Source organism: Nocardia sp. NPDC058058 (assembly GCF_042885355.1).
Lineage (GTDB): Bacteria > Actinomycetota > Actinomycetes > Mycobacteriales > Mycobacteriaceae > Nocardia.
Window position 1 is genome coordinate 503,521 of the sequence record NZ_JBHVSA010000004.1, and the last position, 14,099, is coordinate 517,619.

The 14,099-nt window shown below is 67.7% G+C and carries 14 protein-coding genes; 4 read left to right on the plus strand and 10 right to left on the minus strand.

All coding sequences use genetic code 11. The annotated features are described in order from the left end of the window. Nucleotides 1–125: 125 nt before the first annotated feature. From ACFVUS_RS33415 to ACFVUS_RS33435, 5 genes are all read right to left on the minus strand, one after another. Complete coding sequence (locus tag ACFVUS_RS33415; protein WP_387775804.1) at nt 126–818, minus strand: alpha/beta hydrolase; 693 nt, start codon at nt 816–818, stop codon at nt 126–128. A gap of 221 nt (nt 819–1,039) precedes the next feature. Next, the gene (locus tag ACFVUS_RS33420) at nt 1,040–1,468 is read right to left on the minus strand and encodes a nitroreductase/quinone reductase family protein (RefSeq protein ID WP_387775807.1); all 429 of its coding nucleotides are present in this window, start codon (nt 1,466–1,468) and stop codon (nt 1,040–1,042) included. Between the two features lie 70 nt (nt 1,469–1,538). Next, complete coding sequence (locus ACFVUS_RS33425; protein ID WP_387775810.1) at nt 1,539–2,174, minus strand: TetR/AcrR family transcriptional regulator; 636 nt, start codon at nt 2,172–2,174, stop codon at nt 1,539–1,541. A 22-nt stretch (nt 2,175–2,196) separates the two neighbouring features. Continuing rightward, nucleotides 2,197–2,649, minus strand: a complete 453-nt coding sequence (locus tag ACFVUS_RS33430) for a GtrA family protein (RefSeq protein WP_387778435.1) — start codon at nt 2,647–2,649, stop codon at nt 2,197–2,199. Nucleotides 2,650–2,806: 157 nt separating this feature from the next. Continuing rightward, nucleotides 2,807–4,054, minus strand: a complete 1,248-nt coding sequence (locus tag ACFVUS_RS33435; RefSeq protein WP_387775813.1) for a cytochrome P450 — start codon at nt 4,052–4,054, stop codon at nt 2,807–2,809. Nucleotides 4,055–4,144: 90 nt separating this feature from the next. On the opposite strand from ACFVUS_RS33435, the gene ACFVUS_RS33440 reads away from it, so the two are divergent. After that, nucleotides 4,145–7,315 (plus strand): BTAD domain-containing putative transcriptional regulator, encoded by a 3,171-nt coding sequence (locus tag ACFVUS_RS33440; protein WP_387775816.1) that lies wholly within the window; start codon nt 4,145–4,147, stop codon nt 7,313–7,315. On the opposite strand, the gene ACFVUS_RS33445 is transcribed toward ACFVUS_RS33440, so the two are convergent. Then, entirely contained in the window at nt 7,299–8,048 is a 750-nt protein-coding gene (locus ACFVUS_RS33445; protein ID WP_364640311.1) for an ABC transporter permease, read from the minus strand. The genes ACFVUS_RS33440 and ACFVUS_RS33445 overlap by 17 nt on opposite strands. Then, entirely contained in the window at nt 8,048–8,986 is a 939-nt protein-coding gene (locus ACFVUS_RS33450; RefSeq protein WP_387775820.1) for an ATP-binding cassette domain-containing protein, read from the minus strand. Before ACFVUS_RS33450 ends, ACFVUS_RS33445 begins: the two co-directional genes overlap by 1 nt. A gap of 173 nt (nt 8,987–9,159) precedes the next feature. Between ACFVUS_RS33450 and ACFVUS_RS33455 the strand changes: the two genes are divergently transcribed. Further along, on the plus strand, nt 9,160–9,792 hold the full coding sequence (locus tag ACFVUS_RS33455; RefSeq protein WP_387775823.1) for a DUF4097 family beta strand repeat-containing protein: 633 nt from the start codon (nt 9,160–9,162) through the stop codon (nt 9,790–9,792). Nucleotides 9,793–9,869: 77 nt separating this feature from the next. Next, nucleotides 9,870–10,370 carry a hypothetical protein gene (locus ACFVUS_RS33460; RefSeq protein WP_387775826.1) on the plus strand — a complete coding sequence of 167 codons (501 nt, stop codon included), beginning with the start codon at nt 9,870–9,872 and terminating at the stop codon, nt 10,368–10,370. A gap of 10 nt (nt 10,371–10,380) precedes the next feature. On the opposite strand, the gene ACFVUS_RS33465 is transcribed toward ACFVUS_RS33460, so the two are convergent. Then, nucleotides 10,381–11,724: a sensor histidine kinase gene (locus tag ACFVUS_RS33465; RefSeq protein WP_387775829.1), complete on the minus strand. Its 1,344-nt coding sequence runs from the start codon at nt 11,722–11,724 to the stop codon at nt 10,381–10,383. Continuing rightward, nucleotides 11,724–12,443, minus strand: a complete 720-nt coding sequence (locus ACFVUS_RS33470; RefSeq protein ID WP_387775832.1) for a response regulator transcription factor — start codon at nt 12,441–12,443, stop codon at nt 11,724–11,726. The genes ACFVUS_RS33465 and ACFVUS_RS33470 overlap by 1 nt, the downstream gene beginning before the upstream one ends. A gap of 178 nt (nt 12,444–12,621) precedes the next feature. Here ACFVUS_RS33470 and ACFVUS_RS33475 point away from each other — a divergent pair, with 178 nt between their 5' ends. Continuing rightward, complete coding sequence (locus ACFVUS_RS33475; RefSeq protein ID WP_387775835.1) at nt 12,622–13,020, plus strand: hypothetical protein; 399 nt, start codon at nt 12,622–12,624, stop codon at nt 13,018–13,020. Nucleotides 13,021–13,102: 82 nt separating this feature from the next. On the opposite strand, the gene ACFVUS_RS33480 is transcribed toward ACFVUS_RS33475, so the two are convergent. Next, nucleotides 13,103–14,056: an enoyl-CoA hydratase/isomerase family protein gene (locus ACFVUS_RS33480; protein ID WP_387775838.1), complete on the minus strand. Its 954-nt coding sequence runs from the start codon at nt 14,054–14,056 to the stop codon at nt 13,103–13,105. Between the last annotated feature and the right edge of the window lie 43 nt (nt 14,057–14,099).

Here is a 14,099-nt window from a genome sequence, read left to right on the forward strand (position 1 = left end):
GTGGTCATCGAGCCTCCGGACCGAGTGCCGACCCATCACAACCGCCAACCGCAACGTTACCGCAAACCTCGCGGTGCGAACTGGTCGATGAGTTTGTTCACACTCGGCCCGGAATCGGCCGACGGCTAGCCGAGATCGGCGGCGGCCTCGGCGATCAGATCGGTGACCGCCTTGGGCTGCGAGGCCAGTGAGGCGTGGCTCGCCGCCAACTCGATCACCGCGCGCGGCTTCATCCGCGCCGCCATCTTGCGCTCATTGTCGGGATTGATCATGCGATCCTCGGTCGACACCTGGTACCAGGTGGGTTTCACCGACCAGGCGGGTGCGGTGACGGTATCCCCGAAGGTCGATGCCAGCGGCGCCTTCTGGGTGACCGCCATGACGAGGGCTTCGTCATCGGACAGGTCCTGGCAGAAGCTCTCCTGGAATTTGTCCTGCTTGACCCAGAGGTAGCCGTCCGAATCGGGAGCCAGATTGGCGAATGCGGCGGGCGGCAGTTCTTCGCTGATCTGCCCGGGGCTCTCGCCCGCATCGGGTGCGAAGGCCGCGATGTAGACCAGCCCGGCGACGTTCGGCAAATTTCCGGCTTCGGTGATGACCGCGCCGCCGTAGGAATGTCCGACCAGCAGTACCGGACCGTCGATCTGCGCGACCATCTTGCGGGTGCGCTCGGCATCGTCGGCGAGCGAGGTGAGTGGGTTCTCCACCGCGTGCAGGTCACCGAACCCGCGCTGGCGTAATTCGACGATGACCTTGGCCCAGTGGGCGGCCCCGCCCCAGAATCCGTGAACCAGAACGATTGCCGGTTTTTCAGCCATGACCGTGCCTTTCGGGTGTGGTGAAGCTGGGTGTGCTGCTGAGGAGCTGTTCGGCATTCCCTTCGAGAATGGCGGGTGCCGCGACGCGCGCGCCACCCGGGTCCGATTTCACGGTAGGTGCGGGTCCGCTGGCGCGCCTCACCCGCGCGGGGTGAGGCGGCGGCCGGTTCGGGACACGAAAGGGCGCAAGCCCGCTGGTATCGGGCACGGCCCCGTCGGCATCAGGCGCGGCGCAGTGCCAGCACGGGGATGACGCGAATGCCCGCGGTCTTCTCCTCGTACCCGGCGAATCCGGGGTAGCGGCGGGCCTGTTCGGCGTAGATCCGGTCCCGGTCCGCGCCGGTCACCTCGGTCACGGTCACCGGGTAGGTCTGCGTTCCGATCTCCACCTCGCCCTTTCCGGCGGTGGTGAGGTTGTAGTACCAGTCCGGGTTGGTGGGGGCTCCGGCCTTGGAGGCGAACACGTAGATGAGTTCGGGGTCCTGCTCATCGGCCAGGTACATCATCGGGCTCACCAGATCGCGTCCGCTCTTGCGGCCGCGATTGTGCACCAGCGTCATCGGCGCGCCCTCGAACGGTCCGCCGACTCGGCCCTCGTTGGCGCGGAATTCGGCGATGATCTGGCTGTTCCAGTCCTGGGTTTCGGTCATGCCGTGCATTCTCCCGGTGTGCCGCGGCAGGTTTCGGGCGGCACGCGGATCGGCGCGATCGGGAGGATAACTAGCGGGGTCCGGCCAGGCTGTTCAGGAAGCAGGTGAGCACCGCGACGGCGTCGGTGAGTTCGGGGCGCGGGACCGAGGTGCTCCACTGGTGTACCAGCGCCATCAGCGCGCCGATGAATCCGGTGGCCGCTGCGCGATAGCCGCCGGGCGGAATGAAGCTGGGGCCGAAGGTTTTTCGCATTTCCTCGGCGAAGAAGTCGACCCATTTCTCGCGCTGTTCGATGCGGTGCGCCTCCACCGCGGCGCTGACGCCGACCACCTCGACGAAGGTCACCTGGGCGCGATGCGGGTCGCGCCCGACGGATTCGGCGAAGGCGGTGACCGCGGCCCGGGTGGGTGCGAGCCCCGGCTGGCCGCCGGTGGCGGCGATGGCCGCGGCGACTTCGCGCCGGGCCACCTCCTGGATCTCGTCGTAGACCGCGAGCAGCAGATCCTCGCGGTTGGTGAAGTGCTCGTAGAACTGGCTGCGGGCCAGGCCGGCGGCCCGGCAGAGCATGGTGATCGAGCTGTTCTGGTAACCGCTCTCGCCGAATACCGCCAGGCCGGCGGTCAGGAATCGGGTGCGCCGATCCGCCCGGCGGTCCTCCACCGGCAGTCCGTCGTAGGTCCGTGAGGATGTCCCGCTTACAGCCACCCGATCAGGGTAGTGCCCGATTTCAGAAGACGAAGCCGCGCAGGGCCAGGAAGCGCGCGCCGCCGATGGCGGCCATGACCGCGATCATGGCGGCGGCCTGCGCGAGTGCGCCGAGGCCGGGGGCGAGGTAGCCGAGCGCGGCCAGCGCGGCGGTGCTGATCGCCAGCCCGGCCAGGGCCAGCCCGCCGCCCTCCCACTGTGCGGTGGACCAGGTGACCCGGGCCGCGGCGCGGAAGGTGAGCCTGCGGTGCAGCTCATTGGCGATCACGGTGCTGACGATCGAGCCGGCGATATTGGCGGCCAGCGGTCCCACCCCGGTCGTGGCGGTGAACAGCAGTACGTAGGCGATATTGCTGGCCCCGCCGACCACGGCGAAGCGAATGAGTTGTGCGAAGGCGTGATCGCCGCGCAGGAAGCGGGCGATGCCGCCGAAGCGGTCGAGCAGGTGGTTGCGCAGCACCGGGTAGGCGCCGATGGTCCGGTCGATGCTGTCGAGGAATGCGGTGTCCCCGTAGGCGTTCCGGAAGCCGGGGGCGGCGAGTGCGGTGCTGTTCACATGACTACTGTCGCCAACCCGGCTGACACGGCTCTGTCGTCGCGCTGACAGCGCTCTGACGTGATGTCCGGCCTGGTCACGACCTTATGTGGATGGTGTGCGTGGCCGCTTCGGTCCAGGTGACCGGAAGCGCGTGTACGCCATAGATGTTCATATCGGTGCGGAGTTTCACCCGGTCGGCGGGGATGGCGAGTTCGAGGGTGGGGAAGCGGCGCAGCAGTCCCTCGAAGCCGGCGCGCATTTCGATGCGGGCCAGTTGCATGCCGAGGCAGGCGTGGATGCCGTGGCCGAAGGCCAGGCGGCCGCCGGTCTCGCGGTGGATGTCGAAGGTGTCGGGGTCCTCGAAGCGGCGCGGGTCGCGATTGGCGGCGAGCAGCGAGACGACGACGGTCGAGCCTTTTTCGATGATCTCGCCGCCGACCTCGAGGTCCTCGGTGGCGTAGCGGTAGAAGATGTCGGCCACGGTCAGATAGCGCGACAGCTCTTCCACCGCACCGGGCATCAGCTCCGGGTGCTCGCGCAGTTCGGTGAGCTGGTCGGGATGCTCGAGCAGCGCGAAAGTGCCCAGCGACAACATGTTCGCGGTGGTCTCGTGCCCCGCGAGCAGCAGCAGGAAGGCGATGCCGACCAGCTCGTCGATGCCGAGGTCCTCGTTGCGGGCCAGATCGGACAGGATGTCCTCGCCCGGTTCGGCCCGCTTGCCCACCACGAGTCCGACCAGGTAGCTGGTCATCGCGCCGTACGCGGCCATCTTGTCCTCGAGCGCCTGATCCTTGATCAGGAACTGTGCCGTATTGACCTGGAAGTTGGCGCGATCCGCGTACGGCACCCCGAGCAGTTCGCAGATCACCAGCGAGGGCACCGGCAGCGCGAATTCCTTGACCAGATCCACCGGCGGGGTCAGCCGTGCCATCTCGTCGAGCTGCCGCTCGGTGATGTCGATGATGTGCTGCTGCAACTCCTTCATGCGCTTGACGGTGAACGCCCCGGTCAGCAGGCGCCGCAGCCGGGTGTGGTCGGGCGGGTCCATGGCGATGAACAGCCCCGGGGTCTGCGGGGACGGTTCGGTGGCGGCGGGCATACCGGGCGTCTCGTAGGGCACGTGCACGATGCCGAGGTCCTGCCGGGAACTGAATCGGGTATCGGACATGACCTGGCGCACCGCGTCGTACCCGGTGATCAGCCAGCCGTGATGGCCGTCCGGGAAGAGCAGCGGACTGACCGGGCGGGCAGTGCGCAATTCGGTGATCTCGCGGGGCGGGGCGAAGGGTCCGGCATTGCGGTCCATGGGGAGACCGGAGGGGATGGAAGCCGTGTGCGTCATAGGACAACGGTCGCCACGGGGCCTGTCATGACCCTGTCACGGCTCTGACACGCGAGGGCCTGGTCACTCGACCATGGCAGGATCAGCCGGGTGCAGATCGGGATACTTGGACCATTCGAGGTGCGTTCGGCCGACGGCGTGCTCGCCGACGTGCCGGGCGCGCGGTTGCGCGGGCTGTTGATCGCGCTCGCGTTGCAACCGGGTCACGCGGTCCCGAAGGCCTCGCTCATCGACTGGATCTGGGGCGAGAATCCGCCCGCCGATGCCGCGAACGCATTGCAGCGCTTGGTATCCCGGTTGCGCAAGGTGCTGCCGGAGGGTGTGGTGGAGGGTCAGGCGGATGGTTACCGGCTGGCGGTGGCCCCAGACGCCGTCGATGCCGTGCGCTTCGAAAGCCTTGTCGCGCAAGCGCGTCGCGATGACGATCCGCGCCTGCTGCGCGAGGCGCTGGCGCTGTGGCGCGGTGCGCCCATGCAGGACATCGGTTTACAGGAGAGCGGGGCGTTCGACGCGGCGGTCACCCGGCTGGAGGGTTTGCGCCTGGCCGCCATGGAGGATCGCTTCGACGCGGAGATCGGGCTCGGCCGCGGCGCTGACCTGGTCACCGAACTGACCGATTCGGTTGCCGCGCATCCCATGCGCGAACGGCTGGTCGCGGCGCTGATGCGGGCATTGGTGGCGAGCGGTCGCGATACCGAGGCCCTGCGCGTCTACGAACGGCTGCGCGAAACCCTGGGCGATGAGCTGGGTGTCGATCCGTCGCCGGAGGTGGCGGCCCTGCATATGGCGCTGCTGCGCGGTGAGCTGACCGTGCGGCGCGAGGAGAACCGCAAGCACAATCTGCGCGAGGAGCTGACCACCTATATCGGCAAGGACGGCGATATCGCGATGGCGCGCACGCTCATCGGCGAACATCGGCTCACCACGCTGATCGGACCGGGCGGATCCGGCAAGACCCGGTTGTCCACCGAGACCGCGCGCACACTGCTCGGCGATTTCCAGGACGGCGTCTGGGTGGTCGAGCTCGCGCCCATCGGCGCGGACGGTGACCAGGTGAGCGGAAACCAGGTGGCACAGGCGACTTTGGCCGCACTGCGGCTGCGCGACGCGCTGCACGGTGAGGCCCCGGACGCGGAGGCGATGGATCGGGCCGTGGCCGCGCTGCGCGATCGGTCGATGCTGCTGATCCTGGACAATTGCGAGCATGTGATCGAGTCGGCGGCGATCTTCGCGCATCGGGCGCTGGGCGAATGTCGCCGGTTGCGGATTCTGGCGACCAGCCGGGAACCGCTCGGCATCACCGGTGAGGCGCTGTGGCCGGTGGCCCCGCTGGCGCTGCCGGAGTCGGACGCCGATCCCGGGGAGATCGAATCCGCCCCGGCCATACAGCTTTTGCGTGATCGCGCGGCCGCGGTGCGCACCGACCTCGCCGATGACGCGCACACCCTGGCGACGCTGGCGCGGGTGTGCCGGGCGCTGGACGGTATGCCGCTGGCCATCGAGTTGGCCGCGGCCAGATTGCGCACCATGACCCTGGATCAGCTCGCGCATCGGCTCGATGACCGCTTCCGTCTGCTGACCGGCGGCAGTCGCACCGCGCTGCCCCGGCACAAGACGCTGCGCGCGGTGGTGGACTGGAGCTGGGAGCTGCTGAGCGAGCCCGAACGCGTTGTGCTGCGCCGACTTTCGGTGTTCGCGGGCGGGGCCAGCCTGGAGGCCGCCGAACGGGTGTGCGCGGATATCGGCGGTGCGCCGGACGCGCTGGTCGAACAGTACGAGGTGGACGAGCTGCTCACCGCGCTGGCGGAGAAGTCGCTGTTGGTCACCGTCGGTGACAGCGCGCCGCGCTATCGCATGCTCGGCACCATCAAGGAGTACGCGGAGCAGCGGCTGGCCGAGGCGGGTGAGTCGGACTCGTTGCGCCGCAACCATCTCGCGTATTTCACCGCGTTCGCCGAGATCGCGGAACCGCAGTTGCGCCGGGCCCAGCAGTTGGATTGGCTGCGCCTGCTCGAGGCCGAGCACGACAATATCGCCGCCGCCATGCGCGGTGCGATCGCGGCCGAGGAGGCGAACGGGGCCATGCGGCTCGCCGCCGCCGCGGGCTGGTACTGGTGGCTGGCCGGATACAAGGCCGAGGGCAATGAACTGATCATGGCCGCCATCGAGCTGTCCGGCGAGGTGTCCGATGAGACTCGGGCCGTGGTGTATTCGTTCGTCGTGCAGTTCCTGAGCTCCGGGGTGCAGGGCGATCAGTACCAGGCCCAGGAGTGGATTCACAAGGCGTACGAGATCACCCGCAGGGTCGAGATCCGCCATCCGGCAGCGAGATTCGCCGCACCGCTGGAGCGCATGCTGCAAGCCCCGGACGCGTTCCTGCCCGCATGGGAGGCGCTGCTGGATGATTCGGATCCGTGGGTGCGGGCCCTGGCGCGATTGCAGCTGGGGAATCTGCGCATCCAGTTCGGTCAGGACGGCCGGGAGGTCGACGGCTATCTCGAGCGGGCGCTCGCCGAATTCCGGGAAATCGGTGACCGGTGGGGGATTTCGTTCGCCCTGACCACGCTGGCGAATCACATTGCCCGGCGCGGTGAATTCGCCGCCGCCTGCGCGTATTACGAGCAGGCCGTCGCGGTGGTGCAGGAGATCGGCGCGAGCGAGGACGCGGTGCCGATTCTGTCGCGCCAGGCCCAATTGTATTGGCTACTGGGTGATTTCGAGGCGAGCGCGGCGGCCATGGCGCAGGCGGACCGATCCATCCAACGGGTCGCGTGGCCGAATGTGCTCGCCGATCTGGCATTGTCGAAGGCCGAGCTGGCGCGCTGGAGCGGTGACGCGGAGCAGGTGTACCGCCAAGTGGATATCGCCACCGCCATTTTGGGCGAGAGCGCCGATCGGGGCATCGTGCGCGCGATCACGCAGGATCTGCTCGGGTATCTGGCCGAGGATATCGGGGTGGCCCGCACCCACCGGGCCGCGGCCTATGCGGCGGCGCTGGAGGTCGGGCACGCGCCCCAGGTCGCCCAGGCGCTACTCGGCATCGCCGATCTCGCACTGCGCGAACAGCAATACGAGCAGGCGACGTGCCTGCTCGCGGCGAGTGCGGTGGTGCGCGGGCTCCCGGACCTGTCCCAGCCCGATGCGGCCCGAATCACGGCGGAAACGCGAAATCGCCTCGGTGAGAAGAAGTTCACCGAGGCGATGGAGCGGGGCGCGCGGGCCGACTGGCGGGAATTGGTGACGGTCACGCTCGCTTCGTGAAAGTGGCCGAGGCCCAGAAGTATCCGATGATCGCGATCCCGGCGCACCAGGCGATGGCGATCAGGGCCTTGCCGCCGTCCGGGGAACCGTTGAGCAGTCCGCGCATGGTTTCGATGATCGGGGTGAAGGGCTGGTACTCGGCGAACTGCTTGAGGCCCGGGCCCATCTTGTCGGCGGGGACGATCGCGCTGCTGAAGAAGGGCAGCATGACCAGCGGCACCGAAGCCATGCCCGCCGTCTCCGGGGATTTGGCGAACAGGCCCAGAGCGACGGTGAACCAGCCGGTGGCGACACCGAGCAGCACCACCATTCCGGCGACGCCGAGCCAGTCCACGGCACTCGCGGACGGGTTGAAGCCGAGCAGGAACGCGACGCCGATCAGGGCCGCGATGGCAATGATATTGGTGAGCACGCTGGCCACCACATGACCGGTCAGCACCGCGCCGCGGGAGACGTCCATGACCTTGAACCGGTTGATGATGCCCTTGGTCATATCCGAGTTCACCGCGGTGGCGGTGCCGCCGAGGCCGTAGCAGACGGCGAGCAGGATGAGGCCGGGCGTCGCGTAGTCGATGTAGTCGACGCCGACATTGAAGGCGTCGCCGAACATGTACACGAACATCAGCATGATGATGATGGGCATCAGCACCGCGTTGAACACCGAGGTCGGGTTCCGGGCGATGTGCTTGAAGTTGCGGCGCAACATGACAATTGCTGGGGACTTGGCGCTCATTACGCTGCCACCTCCGTGGTACGGCCCGTCAGGGCGAGGAAAACGTCATCGAGATCGGGTGTGTGCACGGAGAATTCCGCCGCGGCGAGATGGTGCTGATCGAGCCGGTCCAGCAGTGCCCGTAGCGAATTGGTGCCGGTGTCGCTGGGCACCCGCAGGGTCAGGTTCTCCTCGTCGACCGTGGATTCGGGGAAAACCGTTGCGGCGGAAGCGAGTTGGGTGGGATCGCCGAACCGCAGGCGCACATGGGTGCCGGGCAGTTGGCGCTTGAGTTCGTCCGGGGTGCCGTGCGCGACGATGCGGCCCTGATCGAGCACCGCCACCTGGTCGGCGAGCTGATCGGCTTCCTCCAGGTACTGGGTGGTGAGGAAGATGGTCACGCCCTCGGCGACCAGATCGCCGATGATGGACCACATGGTGCGGCGGCTGCGCGGATCCAATCCGGTGGTGGGCTCGTCCAGGAAGATGACGCTGGGGGTGCCGACCAGGGTCATGGCCAGATCGAGTTTGCGGCGCATACCGCCGGAGTAGGTGGAGGCGTGTTTGCGGGCGGCCTCGGTCAGCTCGAAGCGGTCCAGCAGGTCCGCGACGATCCGCTTGCCGTCCTTACCGCCGATGCCGTGCAGGTCCACCATCAGTTCCAGGTTCTCCTGGCCGGTGAGCAGTTCGTCGACCGCCGCGAACTGACCGGTGACCCCGATGGCCCCGCGGACCGCTTTGGCCTCGGTGGAAAGGTCATGTCCGGCAACCCGAATCGATCCGCTGTCGGCCTTGATCAGTGTGGTCAGTACGTTCACCGTGGTGGTCTTGCCCGCACCGTTCGGGCCGAGCAGGGAGAACACCGTGCCCGCCGGGACGGTCAGGTCGATGCCGTCGAGCACGACCTTGTCCCCGTATGCCTTTCGCAGCCCCTGGACCGCGATTGCTGAGTTCGTCATGGCACAAACTTTCGGGGTTCGTCCTGACACCCGGCTGTCACGCTCCTGACACGGTGAATCCGGCGGTGGCGGCGGTGTCAGCGCGATGACCGGACCGTGTCAGCACGACCGGCGATCGTCGTTCTCGTCGCACTCGACCGAGGCGGCACCCAGGCTCGAACAGGAGTACCGCCATGACCACTTTCCAGACCCCGGCCCCGATCGCCCTGAGCGTGGACGTGCCCTCGGGCAGCGTGCAGATCATCGCCTCGGATCGCTCGGACACCGTCGTGCAGGTGCGCCCCGCGAACCCGGCCGATAAGGACGATGTGCGTGCCGCCAAGCAGATCAAGGTCGATTTCAGCGCGGGCACGCTGACCGTGAAGACACCGAAGAGCTGGCGTACCTACAGCCCGTTCGGCGGCAACGCCGCGATCGAGGTCGTCATCGAGGCGCCCACCGGTTCGCGGCTGGAGGCCACCCTGGCGATGGGCCGATTGCTGGCCAGCGGCGCGTTCGACGGTTCCGATCTGGAGGTCTCCTGCGGTGACATCATCGTGGACAGCCCGCGGGGCGCGGTGACCGCGCGGACCGCCAAGGGTGATATCCGGGTCGGTGACGCCGCCGACGGGGTGCTGCGCCTGGAGACCTCCATGGGTGAGCTGGAGGTCGGCGTGCACCCCGGCAGCGCGGTGCAGCTGGAAACCAATACCCAGCACGGTTCGGTCCGCAATCAGCTGGCCCCGGTCGCCGCGGACGCCGGCACCGTGCAGGTGCACGCCCGAAACTCGTACGGCAACATCATCGTTCACCACAGCGCCGCGTGACCCGGCGCACGGTTGCCGTCGCGCGCGTCGATCCCGCCGAATCAGCCCCCGGCGGATAGCCTGACCAGGGCGAACAGTTGACCGACGAGCAGCCGGAGGCATCGATGTGGAGTTCGGCCGGACGAACCGAAGCCGCCGCGCGGGTGCTCGCGCTCTGCGCCCCGTTGCTCCTGACCGGAGCGTGCGGCGGTCACTCCGAATCCTCGGCCCCGGCGTCGGAGGTGGACGCGGTGACCACCACCTTCGAGCATTTCTTCGACAGCTCGCTACCGGTCGATCAGAAGATGGCGCTGGTCGAGAACGGTCCAGCTTTTGCCGAAACCCTGAGGGCCCAGGCGAATTCGTCGATCGCCGGGGGCGCGTCCGCATCGGTTTCGCAGGTCGACAGCACCGGCCCGGATCGTGCCGCGGTGACCTACACCATCAAGAAGCACGGCTTCCCGCTGCTGCCCAATCGGCACGGTGAGGCTATTCGCACGGACGGCTCCTGGAAGGTTACCGCCCAAACCTTTTGCAGCCTGCTGCAATTGGAGCGCAGCGCACCGCCGGTGTGCGATAACCCGGCACCGACCAAATGAACCGACGCGACTAACCGGCTGCGGTGGAACGGAATTCGATCCAGAAGGTGCTGCCGGAACCAGGTTGTGACTCGACCCCGTGATTTCCGTTGTGCGCGTGCATGATCGCGGCGACGATGGCCAGGCCCAGGCCGTTGCCGCCCGCGCTGCGCGCCCGGCCGGTATCCACTCGGTAGAAGCGGTCGAACAGGTGCGGGAGATGTTCGGGTGCGATGCCGGGGCCGTGGTCGACGACCGCGATGCGCACCGCGTTCGAGGTGGTGACGCGGAGGGTGATCGGGGCGTCCGGCGGGGTGTGGCGCAGCGCGTTCGTCGCCAGCGACAGCACCGCCTGGGTTACCCGATCCGGTACCGCGTCGGCGAAAGCGGATGCGGGAGCGTCTATTTCGATGCGGCGTCCGGGGGCGATGACGTGCAGGTCGTCGACGATGGCGGTGATCAGCGGCACGATGTCGACGGGTCCGCGGTCGGTGAGGCCGTGTTCGTCGAGATTATCGAGATTGTTGAGATCGAGCAGGGCCTCGACGATGCGGCTCATCCGCTGTGCTTCGTCATTGATGCGGCGCATGGCGTCGTGCACCTCGTCGCCGCCCGATGAGTGCAGGGCGGAGTAGCCGCGCAGGGTGGTGAGCGGGGTGCGCAATTCGTGCGAGGCGTCGGCGACGAAGCGGCGCATGCGATCCTCGGTCGCGCGGGTGGTGTCGATCATCGTATTGAGGGCCCTGGCGAGCCGGTCGGCCTCGGTGCCGGGCGGACCCGCGTCGATGCGGCGTTGGGTGGACCCGGCCGTGATGGCGTCGGCGGCCTCGGTCATGCGCGCTATGGGTACGAGCCCGAGCCGATGCACCCAGCCGACCACCGAACCCACCACCACGGCGAGTGCGAGACCCGCGATGACCAGGGTGATGATGAGTCGTTCGGTGGCGTCGTGCGCGCTCTGCGCCGAGATGGCGATGACGACATCGGTATTGCCGTACCGGGCGGTCACCGCGCGGACCTCCGAGGCATTGCCGGAGATCGTCGGCCTGCCCGTGGGCTTGCGCAGTTCGCCGACGCCCTTCAGATCCGGGACGAGTTCGGGATCGTTGCTCGGTCCCTGCACGGTGCTGAGAGTGCCGTCGGCGCTTCGGATTCCGAGATAGATATCGCCGAAGGCGAGTGGTGATCGGGTGGGCCGGGCCGGATGCTGGCCGGCGATCACCCCGACCATGGGACTGTCCGCCAATTTGGTGATCTGCGAGTCGAGTTGTTCGACCAGATAGTGGCGCTGGATGAGCACCACCGCCGTGCCCGCGGCCAGCAGTGTCAGCACCAGTGCGATGAGCGCCAGGGTCAGTCGCCGCGCCAGTGACATCAGGGTTCCCGAATGCTGTAGCCGACGCCACGCACGGTGTGGATGAGTTTGGGGCCGCCGTCATCGAGCTTGCGGCGCAGGCTGCTGATGAAGGTTTCGATGATCGCCGATTCGCCCTCGAAGCTGTACTGCCAGACGTGATCGAGGATCCGCGCGCGGGTCACCACCCGGCCGGTATTGCTCATCAGGCAGCGCAGCAGCGTGAATTCCGTTGCGGTCAGGTGTATTTCATTGTCACCGCGCCAGACGCGATGCGCCTGATCATCGAGTACCAGATCCGCGACCCGGCGCTGGACGGGCAGTTCGGCGATGGCTCCGCTGCGGCGCAGCGCGATCTGCACGCGCGCGACCACCTCCTCCAGGATGAAGGGTTTGACGATGTAGTCATCGCCGCCGCAGGTGAGCCCGTGCACGCGCTCGGCCCCGTCCGATCGCGCGGTGAGGAACAGTACCGGTGCGTCACAACCTCTGCCGCGCAATCGCCGCAGCACGGTGTAGCCGTCGTCATCGGGCAGCATGACGTCCAGCACGATCGCGTCCGGGCGCAGGGCGTCGGCGCATTCCAGCGCCTCGCGGCCGGTGGCGGCGGTGCGCACGGTGTATCCGGCCATGCGCAGTCCGGTGCCGACCAGGTACGCGATGTTCTCCTCATCGTCGACGACGAGCACCCGCGGTGCGGTGGTGCCGTGGTCACCGGGATCTGTCGTCGGTTCGCGCATACTGCACACCCTGTAGCGGCACCTTCTCGGCTACCTGAAGACTTCCTGGTGAATAGCTGTGAATCGGCGCGCATCTCCAGGAAATCGCCAGGATTCCTTCAAGGAGCCGCCAGCCCCGCTGTCGAGACTTTCGGTCGTCGGCGCAGAGTGCGCCGGTACTCGATAAGGGAGCATCCGAATGCGCATCATCCGCTATTCGTTCCTGGCCGTCGCCGCCGCCGGAATCACGCTGTCCGCCGGGCTCGGCGTCGCCTCGGCAGCCCCCGGCGACGGCCACGGCAATCATCCCCAGCTCACCGATCAGCAGCAGCAGTGTCTGACCGATCACGGCATCACCCGCGATTCGCATCCGCAGGGTAAGCCCACCGATGATCAGATCGCCAAGATCAAGGATGCCTTCTCGGCCTGCGGCATTCAGATGCCCGAACGCCCCAAGCTCACCGACCAGCAGAAACAGTGCCTCACCGACCAGGGCCTGACCCGCGACTCCCGCCCCGAAGGCAAGCCAACCGACGATCAGATCGCCAAGGCCAAGGCGGCATTCGAGGCCTGCGGTATCGCCGCGCCGAACCGCTAGCCGGTTGCCGGGCCGGGCAGCCCGTGTTCGATGATCGGGACGAACACCCACCTCCGCCTCGGCCTGATCCGAGGCCGCGCGGCTATTCGGTGAACTCGACCTTGGTGCCCGCGATCCAGTCGGGGAGTTTGGCGGCCACGAATTCGGAGATATCGCCGCCCTTGGCGATGGTCTCCTCGATGTCGGCGAGGTAGGTGGCCATGGCGTGTTTGGCCGAGGGGGTCGAGGCGGCGGTGAGGAATTGGGTCTGTTCGATGCGCAGGCCCTTTTCCAGAGAGGTCGAGCCGCCTTCGTAGACAGCGTGTTTGATGCCCGCGACGGCCGTGGGTGAGCGTTTGGCGAGGCGGGCGGCGGTCGTCCGGGCCTCGTCCAGCAGATCGGCGGGCTCGACGAGCCGATGGACGAGGCCGATATCGAGGGCCTCTCGCGGTGTGATCGGCGCGCCCTCGAGGCAGAGTTCCAGGGCGCGGGCGGCCCCGACGACCCGGGTCAGCATCTGGGTGCCGCCGCCGCCCGGAATGATCCCGACCAGGATCTCGGGCTGTCCGATCTCGAAGGGTCCATCCGCCATCAATCGGATATCGCAGGCCAGCGCCAACTCACAGCCGCCGCCGAGTGCCCGCCCATTGAGCGCGGCGATGAAGACGGTGCTCGACCCGCGCATGACGGCGCAAACCTCGTGGTAGCGGCGCAGATTCGCGACACCCCCGGCCCCGGCCTGTGCCAGCCCAGCCGCTCCGCCCGGCACCCGGTCCGCGATCTTGCTGGCCAGCAGGGCCGCCGACGCGGTGCGCGGACCGAGCGTGATCGGCGCGGCTTGCACGCCCGCCAGAATCTCGGCGACCGAATAGTGGCTGACGAATACGCCCTCCACCGCACTGGTGAGCACCACCGCCCGCACCCCGGGATCGGCGTCCAGGGTGTGCAGCAGTTCGAGCAGTTCGCCCATCACCTCCTCGGTGAGGAAGTTGTAGGGCGGATTGTCCAGCCAGATCGTCTGAACGGAATCGGTTCGTTCGGTGCGGAGAAATCGCATGCGCGCCTGCCTGTTCGGAGGTGTGGTGCCGCGGTCGGATGGA

What these genes read in the sequence shown, in the direction of transcription:
- ACFVUS_RS33455 (WP_387775823.1), top strand. Translation starts at nt 9,160, where the DNA reads ATGACCACTTTCCAGACCCCGGCCCCGATCGCCCTGAGCGTGGACGTG.
- ACFVUS_RS33450 (WP_387775820.1), bottom strand. Translation starts at nt 8,986, where the DNA reads ATGACGAACTCAGCAATCGCGGTCCAGGGGCTGCGAAAGGCATACGGG.
- ACFVUS_RS33415 (WP_387775804.1), bottom strand. Translation starts at nt 818, where the DNA reads ATGGCTGAAAAACCGGCAATCGTTCTGGTTCACGGATTCTGGGGCGGG.
- ACFVUS_RS33420 (WP_387775807.1), bottom strand. Translation starts at nt 1,468, where the DNA reads ATGACCGAAACCCAGGACTGGAACAGCCAGATCATCGCCGAATTCCGC.
- ACFVUS_RS33445 (WP_364640311.1), bottom strand. Translation starts at nt 8,048, where the DNA reads ATGAGCGCCAAGTCCCCAGCAATTGTCATGTTGCGCCGCAACTTCAAG.
- ACFVUS_RS33475 (WP_387775835.1), top strand. Translation starts at nt 12,622, where the DNA reads ATGCGCATCATCCGCTATTCGTTCCTGGCCGTCGCCGCCGCCGGAATC.
- ACFVUS_RS33465 (WP_387775829.1), bottom strand. Translation starts at nt 11,724, where the DNA reads ATGTCACTGGCGCGGCGACTGACCCTGGCGCTCATCGCACTGGTGCTG.
- ACFVUS_RS33470 (WP_387775832.1), bottom strand. Translation starts at nt 12,443, where the DNA reads ATGCGCGAACCGACGACAGATCCCGGTGACCACGGCACCACCGCACCG.
- ACFVUS_RS33480 (WP_387775838.1), bottom strand. Translation starts at nt 14,056, where the DNA reads ATGCGATTTCTCCGCACCGAACGAACCGATTCCGTTCAGACGATCTGG.
- ACFVUS_RS33435 (WP_387775813.1), bottom strand. Translation starts at nt 4,054, where the DNA reads ATGACGCACACGGCTTCCATCCCCTCCGGTCTCCCCATGGACCGCAAT.